Annotated in this window: 8 protein-coding genes; all 8 read right to left on the reverse strand. The window is 64.1% G+C overall.

Going from position 1 to position 10,069, the window contains the following annotated elements; genetic code table 11:
• On the reverse strand, positions 1-1,407 hold a 1,407-nt coding region (locus tag EOA27_RS09090), incomplete at its 3' end, for a trehalose-6-phosphate synthase (protein WP_145970295.1).
• 148 nt (positions 1,408-1,555) lie between these two features.
• Entirely contained in the window at positions 1,556-3,718 is a 2,163-nt protein-coding gene (locus tag EOA27_RS09095) for an amylo-alpha-1,6-glucosidase (protein WP_126081855.1), read from the reverse strand.
• Positions 3,719-3,870: 152 nt separating this feature from the next.
• Positions 3,871-4,929 carry a glycosyltransferase family 4 protein gene (locus tag EOA27_RS09100; RefSeq protein ID WP_126081854.1) on the reverse strand — a complete coding sequence of 353 codons (1,059 nt, stop codon included), beginning with the start codon at positions 4,927-4,929 and terminating at the stop codon, positions 3,871-3,873.
• A 239-nt stretch (positions 4,930-5,168) separates the two neighbouring features.
• The gene (locus EOA27_RS09105) at positions 5,169-6,485 is read right to left on the reverse strand and encodes a sorbosone dehydrogenase family protein (RefSeq protein WP_189343373.1); all 1,317 of its coding nucleotides are present in this window, start codon (positions 6,483-6,485) and stop codon (positions 5,169-5,171) included.
• Positions 6,486-6,501: 16 nt separating this feature from the next.
• Positions 6,502-6,954, reverse strand: coding sequence for a DUF2231 domain-containing protein (locus EOA27_RS09110; RefSeq protein ID WP_127255982.1), 453 nt, complete (start codon positions 6,952-6,954; stop codon positions 6,502-6,504).
• 161 nt (positions 6,955-7,115) lie between these two features.
• Positions 7,116-7,949: an S-formylglutathione hydrolase gene (fghA, locus tag EOA27_RS09115; RefSeq protein ID WP_127255984.1), complete on the reverse strand. Its 834-nt coding sequence runs from the start codon at positions 7,947-7,949 to the stop codon at positions 7,116-7,118.
• 110 nt (positions 7,950-8,059) lie between these two features.
• Positions 8,060-9,208, reverse strand: coding sequence for an alpha-hydroxy acid oxidase (locus EOA27_RS09120; RefSeq protein WP_127255986.1), 1,149 nt, complete (start codon positions 9,206-9,208; stop codon positions 8,060-8,062).
• 4 nt (positions 9,209-9,212) lie between these two features.
• Positions 9,213-10,069, reverse strand: an 857-nt coding sequence (locus EOA27_RS09125) for an isocitrate/isopropylmalate family dehydrogenase (protein ID WP_145970296.1), incomplete at its 5' end; no start/stop codon positions are given.

Genomic DNA, 10,069 nt, shown 5'->3' on the forward strand with positions numbered 1-10,069 from the left:
GTCATGCAGGCTGGTGACAAGGCAGATGTCGGCGGCGCGATAGAGTTCATAGACCGCCGCTTGCGAATGGTGCTCGGCCACCATGACGACCGGCCGGTAGGATTCGCTGCCGAAGCGCTGATTGATCTCCTCCGCGTAGCGCAGGCATTCCTCATGCAGATGCTTGTAGGCCGGCAGCGTGCCGCGGCTCGGCGCCGCGATCTGCAGGAATGCAACATTGCCTACCATTTCGGGATGGCGAATAAACAGCTCCTCCAGTGCATGGAAGCGATCGAGAATACCCTTGGTGTAGTCGAGCCGCTCGACGCCGACGCACAGCTTGGCGCCGGCTGGAATTCTGAACCGCTTGCGGACGCGCGCCCGGCTTTCCTCGACGCTGGGCAGGGCTTTCAGGAGCTCGACCGGCCATTCGATCGAAATCGGATAGGAATGCACCAGCGTCACCTGGCCGCCATAGGAAATGGCGGCATCGGCTCGCTCGATGCGGCTTTCCATGAAGCGGTCGACGCTCTCGGTGAAATTGTTGGCGTGGAACTGGGTGTGGAAGCCCACGATCGAACTGCCGAGCAGGCCGTCCAGGATGCGTTCGCGCCAGGGGCAGATGCTGAACACCTCCGAGTTCGGCCAGGGAATGTGCCAGAAGGTGATGACGATCGCCTCCGGCAACCGCTCGCGGATCATGCGGGGCAAAAGCGCGAAGTGATAGTCCTGGACCAGCACGATCGGCCGCTCGTTGCGCGCCTCGGCAACCACCGTTTCGGCGAATTTGCGGTTGACGGCTTCATAGGCTTCCCAGTCCGACTCGCGAAAAATCGGCCGCGTGAAGGCGATATGGCAGAGCGGCCACAGGCCTTCATTGGCGAAGCCGAGATAGTAGCCCTGATATTCGTCGTCGCTCAGCCATACCCGCCGCAGCGTATAGGACGGATTACCGGGCGGGACCTGAACCCGGTCGCCCTTGTCGACCATCCGGCGATCTGCGCTGCCGCCGCCATAGGCGATCCAGGTGCCGGCGCAGGCGCGCGTGATCGGCTCCAGCGCCGAGACCAGACCGCTTGCTGGGACAACGAGCTCGACGCCGCCGTCTCTGGTCTCGTTGTGGATATACGGTTCGCGATTGGAGACGACGATCACCTGCGCTTCCGGCAATTCGTCGGCAAGGATCTTGCGCAGGGTATCGGGCGACCACGAGACCAGAGTCGCATCGACCGACTGCCCGTTCTTCTCGAATTCGCGCAGCACCTTGCGCGCGGCTTCGGTGGCGGAGTCGTCACCGGAACCCGGCACGGCCGATGCAATCGGGTTATTGCGACGGTGTCGGGAGATCGAAATGATGATCGCTAATGCGGACAATCCGAGGCTTGCGAGAATGAGGACCAGTAGCAGGTCGGCGCCGTATTGTGTCATTGAAATGCCAGGTTGCCTCCGGCCGTCCGTTCATTGTTTTCGTTCGTGCCGGCCGCGGACGGGCAGACCGGCTTAGGTCTGCAACGCATGAACCAGCGATCAGTTCCGACACTTTTCGATTGTTGGACGCGGGGTTGCGGTGCTTTATTTACGTGCGCACTATGAGCGGTACCTGACCTTCATGCCGGTCAGGCAAGAAGGCCGCAACGCGGTCGCCGACCCTTTGGAAGGTGAGGTCGACCGCTTTGTCGCCGACCGTCAGATGCCGGAGCGTGAGCGTGTCGATGCCGATCGGGAGCCTAGGCCGCGTGACATGCAATTCGCCCTCCCAGCCATCGATTTCGAGCCCAAGGCACGCCTGCATCAACATGAAGGTGGAACCGGCCGACCAAGCCTGTGGCAGGCAGGCCACGGGATAGGCGATGGGCGCCTCACCCGGAGCCCTGGCGAAGCCGCAGAACAGTTCCGGCAGCCGCATGTTGAAATGCACGGCGGACTCGAACGTGCCGCTCATCAGCCGCACCACGCTGTCGCGTTCGCCGTAACGGGCGAGACCTACGCCGCAAAGTGCTGTGTCATGCGGCCAGATCGAGCCGTTGTGGTAGGACATCGGGTTGAAGAATACCGCGTCGTCGGCAAGCGTCCTCAGCCCCCAGCCGGAATGGAAGGACGCCGACAGCAATTGGTCGGCGACCAGCCTGGCCCGCTCCGGTTGCGGCAGCCCGACGAACAGCAGGTGCCCGGCATTCGACGTTCGGACCTTGCAGGGCTGGCCCTCGCCATCAATGGCCAGGGCGTAGAAATTCATGTCGTCCTGCCAGAAATCGCGTTCCACGGCGACTCGCATTTCCTCGGCGCGGTTCTCCCAGTGCTCGGCATCGGCGAATTCGCCGCGGCGGCGCGCCAGCGCCGCCAGGCCCCGGAAGGCGGCGAAGACGTAGCCCTGTACCTCGACGAGCGCGATCGGCCCTTTTGGAATGCGGCCGTCGGCATGGAAGACCGAATCGAAACTGTCCTTCCAGCCCTGGTTGGCGAGACCCGACTCGGCGGCGCGCTGATAGGTGACGAAGCCGGTGGCGCGGCTCGCCTCCTCCGTCCATTCGGCGGCGGCCTTGAGCGAAGGCCACAATTTGTCGATGAAGGCCATGTCGCCGGTGCGGTCGGCATAGGCGGAAGCCAGATGGATATAAAGCGGCGTGGTGTCGACACCGCCATAGTAGCGCCCGAAAGGAAGCTCGCGCAGCGCCGCCATCTCGCCCTTGCGCGTCTCATGCATGATCTTGCCCGGCTGGGAATCCGAGAAGGGCGAGGTTTCGGTCGCCTGGTGCTCGGCCAGAAATGCCAGAACACCGCGCGCCAGGCCCGGATTGAGCCAAAGCATCTGCAGGCTCGAGATCACCCCGTCGCGGCCGAACGCCGTCGAGAACCACGGGATGCCGGCATAGGGATAAGGCCCCGTCGGCAGCTCAGTGGTGAGCAGCGCTACGTCGGCGCGGGCACGCTCGACCCAGTCGTTGAAGACGCGGCCCGAACTGTGCACCGTTGCGCCATGACGCCGCTTGGCACGCATGCCGAAGCGGGCCCGTGCCGCCGCGGCGCGGAAACGGTCGCGACTGGGAGCCTCGGATACTTCCGGTCCGACTTCGACATAAAGCACTTTCTGGCTGCGCTTGGTCACCGCGATCAGGAAGTCGGCGCGGTTGTCGCTTAATTTGTCGGGGGCCTGCGAAAAGGAGATCGCCGATAGCCGTGGGAGCCCGTCGAGGCCGTCATAGCCGAGCATGACGGACTCCTTTTCGGTCTTGGCGACATGTGTCGTGCCGCGCTTCACCCGCGTCGAGCCGCGCACCTCGAACATGTCGCGGAAGTCTGCGGCGAAATGCAGCGAGACGGTGATGGTCGAATGCTCGCGGCTGTAGTTGGACAGCGTGATGCGCTCGAACAACCGGTCCTGCCAGATCAGCCTGACCCGTTCGATATGGATCGCGCCCTGCGGGATGTCACGGCCGGCGGCGCTTTGGATCGGCAGGTTGGTCAGGTTGGACGTGAACAGCACATTGTCCTGGCTGAGCGAAGCGCCGAGCAGCGACATCTGCCTGCCGCCGATGGTCAGCCGGAATTCGGAAAGCACGCGCGTGTCGTCGCGGAAGAACCCGTCGCCCGAGCCCCTGATGTCGCCATAGGCGTCGGCGACAGCGAAGCAGTCGCCCTGCTTGAGGGCGAAAAGCCGGTGCGGTTCCCGCGGCGCGGTCTCGTCGAGTGAAGAAAGGGCTACGGCAGGATCGAGCTTGCGCTCGTCGAGCTCCATCATTCGTCACCTCTTCGTTTGCCCCGCCCTAGAGCATGATGCCGAAAAGTGTGAAGCGGCTTTCGGACGACATTATGCTCTATCTCTTTGATTTAGAGCCGGATTGAGATTTCAGGCCGAACAGACCTGAAATCATCCGGCTCAAGGGATGAAGGTCAGGAGGCCTTGGCCTCCGGCATGCCGGTCAGACGCATATAGGCAGCAAGATAGTCGCTTGCCATTCTTGTCGCCGAGAACCTTTTCTCGAACACCGCCCTCACCTGCCGCCGGTCGAGATCGAGAAGCGCCGGCATTGACGCGACCGCGGCGTCGACGCTGTCCACGACGAAGCCGGTGATGCCGTCGTCGACGATCTCCGGCAAGGCGCCTTGGTTCCAGGCGATCACCGGCGTGCCGCAGGCCATTGCCTCGATTGCGACGAGGCCGAACGGCTCCGGCCAGTCGATGGGAAACAGCAGGCCCGCCGCGTTGCCGAGAAATTCGGCCTTCTCGTCCTCGGTGATCTCGCCGACATAGTCGATCCGGTCGCCATCGATCAGCGCCTCGATATTGGCGCGGAAGTAGGCGCGGTCGTCGTCGCCGATCTTGGCCGCCAGCTTCAACCTCAACCCGGACCGTCGCGCGATCTCGATGGCGCGGTCCGGCCGTTTGTCGCGCGACAGGCGCCCGAGGAAGGCGAGATATGGTTCTTCCGCCCGCGGCTCATAGGTCGGTTGGTAGGCATCGAGCGGCAATCCGTGATGGATCGTGGCGAGCCAGTTCGCGTCGGGCAGACCGCGCTTCTGGCTGTGCGAAATCGAAATCATCGGGAAACGCGGGAAGCGCTTATAGGCCGGCGCCAGGTCGACATAGTCGAGCCGGCCATGCGGCGTCGTCACCGTTCGCCCCGCAATGTTCTCGAAGAACGGAAAATGCAGGAAGTGGCTGAGATGGAAATGGATGACGTCGAACTCGCCGGCGCGCGCGCGCACATCGGCGAGCATGGCGAGATGCGCGGCGATCTCCGATTTCTTCGGGCGCGGGTCGAGGCGTATCGCCTGGTCACGCGCGGGCACCAGCCTGGCCGACGTCTCGCTGTCGCCACTCGCGAACAGCGTGACATCGTGGCCGAGCTCGACCAGCGCTTCGGTGATGTAGAAGACGATCCGCTCGGTCCCGCCATAGAGTTTCGGCGGCACCGATTCATAGAGCGGCGCGACATGGGCAATGCGCATCGGATCCCTCGGCTGTTGACGCGAAGCAAAATGCGTCAGCCGCCAGATCGTTCCTGCCCAATTGGTCGAGGTGCGTTAGCCGCCGATTTTGCCGCGCCGCGCTTTGCCCAGGGTCTCCGCGCCAGAAGCCACAGTCTCCTGCGCGGGATACCACTGTTTCCAGCCGGATTATCGCGTCTCTACGACATCCGTTCAATTGATCGGCCAGGCCGGGCGGCAGTGTCGAAGGATGCCTTCCCTCACGTCGATCCTGGCGCCGCCGCGGTGACACGCCACACCGTGTTGCCGACATCGTCGGCAATCAGCAGCGCGCCGGATTTATCGACGGCAACGCCGACCGGACGGCCCCTTGCCTCGCCCTTGTCGTTGAGGAAGCCGGTGACGACGTCCTGCGCCATGCCGTTCGGATGCCCGCCGCTGAACGGCACGAAGACCACCTTGTAGCCATTGAACTGGGAGCGGTCCCAGCTGCCGTGCTCGCCGACAAAGGCGCCGCCGCGATAGGATTGCGGCAGGTTGCTTGCGGTATAGAACGCAAGCCCGAGCGGCGCGACATGCGAGCTGAGCGCGTAGTCCGGCGGGATGGCCTTGGCCACCATGTCCGGCCGCTGCGGCATCACGCGCGGATCGACATGCTGGCCGTAGTAGCTGTAGGGCCAGCCATAGAAGGCGCCGTCCTTCACCGACGTCATATAGTCCGGCACGAGGTTCGGGCCGAGCTCGTCGCGCTCGTTGACCACCGTCCACAGCGCCTTGCTCTCAGGCTCGAACGACAGGCCGTTAGGATTACGCAGCCCGCTGGCGAAGATGCGCGAGCGGCCGGTGACGCGATCGACCTCCCAGATCGCGGCGCGATCTTTTTCGGCTTGGATGCCGTTCTCGGTGATGTTGCTGTTCGAGCCGACGCCGACATAGAGCAATGAGCCGTCCGGGCTCGCCACCAGGCTCTTCGTCCAGTGGTGATCGATCGGCCCGCCCGGCAGTTCCGTCAGCACCTTGCCCGGCGCCGTGATCTTCGTATCGCCCGGCAGGTATGGATAGCGCATGATCGCGTCGGTGTTGGCGACATAGAGGTCGTTGCCGACCAGCGCCACGCCGAAGGGCGAGTTGAGATGGTCGAGGAACACGCCCTGGTAATCCGGCTTGCCGTCGCCATTGGTGTCGCGCAGCAGCGTGATGCGGTTGCTCGGCCCGGTATCGCCGCCGGAGGTGACCCAGCTCTCGACCCAGCCCATAACGATGTCCTTGGGCCGCTTGACCGATGCTTCATCCGGTGCCTTGGACTCCACCACCAGTATGTCCCGATTGGGCAGCACGTAAAGCGAGCGCGGATGCTGAAGTCCCTTGGCCAGCGCCGCGATTTGCAGGCCCTGCGCGACGGCCGGCTTTTCATCATTTTTCCAGCCGACCACCGAGGCCAGATGCATTGGCGGGAACAGGTATTGATTTATCTCCGGCAGTTTCGGGTTCGGGCCGATCTGCGCGTTCGGATCGGTGTTGTCGTCGCTGCAGCCGGCAACGCCCAGCGCCGTTGCGCAACAGAGCGCGGCGACCATCCATTTGATGGGGCCGTCAAATCGTCTCATCGGCCACTCCTACGTGATGGCGATAGACCAGCGCCCAGCCGAGCCAGCCCGTGAAGATCAGGATGATCACCACCAGCGCCGACAAGATCAGCCCGGCCGGCACGACGGATGTCCAGGCATCGCGCGTGTGGATGAGCATGTTGAAGAAGGACAGCACCAGCACGACCAGGTTGCCGGCCATATGCAGCCATGCCGTCGGCTGGGCGCGTATCCTGCGGCTGCCAAGAAAGTCGGTAAGCCCCGCTATGGCAGCCAGGATGCCGACGATGACACCGACGGTTACAAGCCAGGTTGAGAAGTAGGCCCAGGTCATTTCGGCCGTCCGCCAATAGTCGATATCCGTGAGCAAGGTCCCGACGAAACAGGCGATCGGGATGGTGACGAGCATGGGATGGATGGGATGGCCGGCTATGCTTGCCGTGGATCGCGGATTGTCCATGCGCAAGCTCCTTTCCGCGCTGCTGCTGGCTTAACAGCGCGAAAAGCGGAATGTTCCGCCGGAAAGACGCGCGCTCACCGGAAGGTGAACGCCGATATCCCTTCAGTCAGGCTGACCCGGAATAGACCGTTCGATTGCGGCGGGCGCGCATTCCGCAAATGTCACTTGAGGCGGCTGGCATGCCACTTCAGATGGTCGTCCATGAAGGTCGAGATGAAATTGTAGGAATGGTCGTAGTCTTCCTGCATGCGCAGGGTGAGGTCGATGCCTGCCTTCTTGCAGGCTTCTCCCAGCAGCCATGGGCGAAGGCCATCCTGCAGGAAACCATCCGCCGTGCCCTGATCGACGAGGATTTCCGGGAAGCGCTTGCCGTCCTCGATCAGCAGCGTCGCATCATAGGCGCGCCAGCTCTTTTCGTCCGTTCCGAGATACTTCTCGAAAGCGGGGCGCGACCAGCCGGCCGTCGAGGGCTGCACGATCGGCGCGAAGGCCGAGCAGCTCCGATAGCGCTCCGGGTTCTTCAGCGCGATCGTCAGTGCGCCATGCCCGCCCATCGAATGGCCGAAAATGCCTTGGCGCGAGATGTCGACCGGAAAATTGGCGGCGACCAGCGCAGGCAATTCCTCGGTGATGTAGGAGTACATCCGGTAGTTCTTCGCATAAGGCTGCTCGGTCGCGTCGAGATAGAAACCGGCGCCGCAGCCGAACTGCCAATTGTCCTTCTCGTCTGGAACGTCGGTGCCGCGCGGGCTGGTGTCGGGACACACGATGACGAGCCCGAGTTCGGATGCCAGGCGACGGTACTCGCCCTTGTCCATGACGTTGGCATGGGTGCAGGTCAGGCCCGACAGATACCAGAGGACCGGAAGCCGCCCGTCCTTGGCCTCGGGCGGCACGAACACCGCAAAGGTCATGTCGCAGGCGCAGACCTCCGAAGCATGCGAATAGACGCCCTGGATGCCGCCATGCGATTTGGAGGTGGAAACGACCTTCATCGGTTGCCTCTCGTTGGGAAATCCTGGCCCGGCATAACCGCCGGCCATGATCGGCGCAACCTGGCGCCCTCGGCAAACCACAGGTGTGGCGCGACCAAGGTTTCGTTCGGTTAGCCCGCCGGCGCAATCAGGTCTGGGCCGACTTGCTGAAAACCGGGCACCCCGGAAAGCTTCAGGCCGGTGGCGATTTCCTCGAGCAAGATATCCAGCACACGCTCGACCCCGGCCCGTCCTGCCACCGCGCCGATCAGGGCGGCGCGGCCGATGGCCGAGGCGGCCGAGCCGCGCGCTTTCGCCTTGATGACGTCCATGCCCGTGCGGATACCAGAATCGATCAGGATCGGAGCTCGGTCGCCAACGGCCGCATGCACGGCTCCGATGGCGTCGATGCTCGCGACCGCGCCGTCGAGCTGGCGGCCACCGTGATTGGACACCCAGATCCCGTCCGCGCCTTCCGCGATCAATCTCACGGCATCGTCCGGGTGCAGGACGCCCTTGACGATCAGCGGGCCCTTCCACCAGTCGCGGATCGTGCGGAAATCGTCCCAGTCGAAACCCGCGTGGAGATTGCAGCCGACGCGCGCCGCGATCGTCAGCCCCGCGCTGGTGTCACCGAGGTAACCGCGGACATTCGCGAACTGAGGCAGGCCGCCGCGAAGCAGGCGAAACGACCAGCCCGGATGCGCGATCCCTTCGATCACGTGCCGCAGGGAGGGCCTGAGCGGAATCGAAATCCCGTTCCTCAGATCCTTCTCGCGCTTGCCGCCCGTCTGCAGGTCGACAGTGACGACCAGCGCCGAAGAGCCGAACTCTTCAGCCTGCCGCACCAGCCGGCGATTGAAATCGAAACCCTTCAGCACGTAGAGCTGGAACCAGAGCGGGCCCTGGACCGCCCTTGCCATCCGCTCGATGCCGGTCGTCGCCATGGTCGACAGCGTGTAGGGAATGCCGCGCGCCGCGGCCGCTGAAGCAATGGCGATGTCAGCGCCGGGGCGCACCAGCGCGCAGGACCCCATCGGGCTGATCACCAGCGGCGTCGGATAGGTCCTCGACCACAAGGTGGTGGTGAGGTCGGGCCGGGATACGTCGGTCAGAACACGCGGCAGCAGGCGGATGCGTTCGAAGCCGGCGCGGTTTTCGCGCAGGGTCAGCTCCTGGCCCGCCCCGCCATCGACGAACTCGAAGACCGATTTCGGCAGCCGGCGACGCGCCAGCTGGCGGAAATCCTCCACCGATACGCAACGATCGAGCCGCCCCATCTCCTTAGGCCGCGAGCCGGTCGCACACGTTCCCGGTGATTTCGGCGGTCGATGACTTTCCCTTCAGATCTGCGCTGAGCAGCCCGCCCGCCAGGCACGTTTCCGTCACGCTGCGGATCTGTTTAGCGGCCCGCAGCAGCCTTTCATCGCCATGTCCGCGCCCAAGCCAGTCGAGCATGGCCGCTGCCGACAGGATCGTCCCGTAGGGAATGGCGATGCCCTTGCCGGCAATGTCGGGTGCGGAGCCGTGCGCCGCCTGGAAGAAGCCGTTCTTGTCGCCGACCTCGGCCGACGGCGCCATGCCCATTCCGCCGACCGTCGCCGCGGCAAGGTCGGAGAGGATGTCGCCGAACATGTTCTCGCTGACGATGACGTTGAAATGGCCCGGCTTCAGCACGAGATGCATGGCCATGGCGTCTACCAGCGCATGTTCCGTCTCGATGTCGGGATACTCCTTCGCCACCTCGTCAAAGACCAAACGGAAGAAGGCGTAGCTGCGCAGCACATTCGCCTTGTCGCAGCAGGTCACCCGGCGAACGCCGTCGCGCGGCGCGCCGTTCGACTGGCGCGCCAGCTCGAAGGCCTTGCGCACGATGCGCTCGATACCGGCGCGCGTCTGCACGAGCGTGTCGACCGCCACTTGGCCGCGCAGCAACGCCCCTGCCCCGCGCGCGGCGTAAAGCCCTTCGCTGTTCTCGCGCAGGATGACGTAGTCGATGTCGCCGGCCTTCACCCCGGCGAGCGGGCTCGTCACCCCTTCGAAGAGCCTGATCGGGCGGATATTGGCGTAGAGATCGAGCTCGAAACGAAGTCTCAGCGTGAAGTCGAGGCCGGCTTCCGTGCCGTCCGGATAGACCACGC

The organism is Mesorhizobium sp. M2A.F.Ca.ET.037.01.1.1, assembly GCF_003998075.1.
GTDB lineage: Bacteria > Pseudomonadota > Alphaproteobacteria > Rhizobiales > Rhizobiaceae > Mesorhizobium.

Excerpts from the sequence above, each read along its gene's own strand:
- EOA27_RS09110 (WP_127255982.1), bottom strand. The coding sequence starts at position 6,954 with ATGGACAATCCGCGATCCACGGCAAGCATAGCCGGCCATCCCATCCAT.
- EOA27_RS09120 (WP_127255986.1), bottom strand. The coding sequence starts at position 9,208 with ATGGGGCGGCTCGATCGTTGCGTATCGGTGGAGGATTTCCGCCAGCTG.
- EOA27_RS09100 (WP_126081854.1), bottom strand. The coding sequence starts at position 4,929 with ATGCGCATTGCCCATGTCGCGCCGCTCTATGAATCGGTGCCGCCGAAA.
- EOA27_RS09095 (WP_126081855.1), bottom strand. The coding sequence starts at position 3,718 with ATGATGGAGCTCGACGAGCGCAAGCTCGATCCTGCCGTAGCCCTTTCT.
- fghA (WP_127255984.1), bottom strand. The coding sequence starts at position 7,949 with ATGAAGGTCGTTTCCACCTCCAAATCGCATGGCGGCATCCAGGGCGTC.
- EOA27_RS09105 (WP_189343373.1), bottom strand. The coding sequence starts at position 6,485 with ATGGTCGCCGCGCTCTGTTGCGCAACGGCGCTGGGCGTTGCCGGCTGC.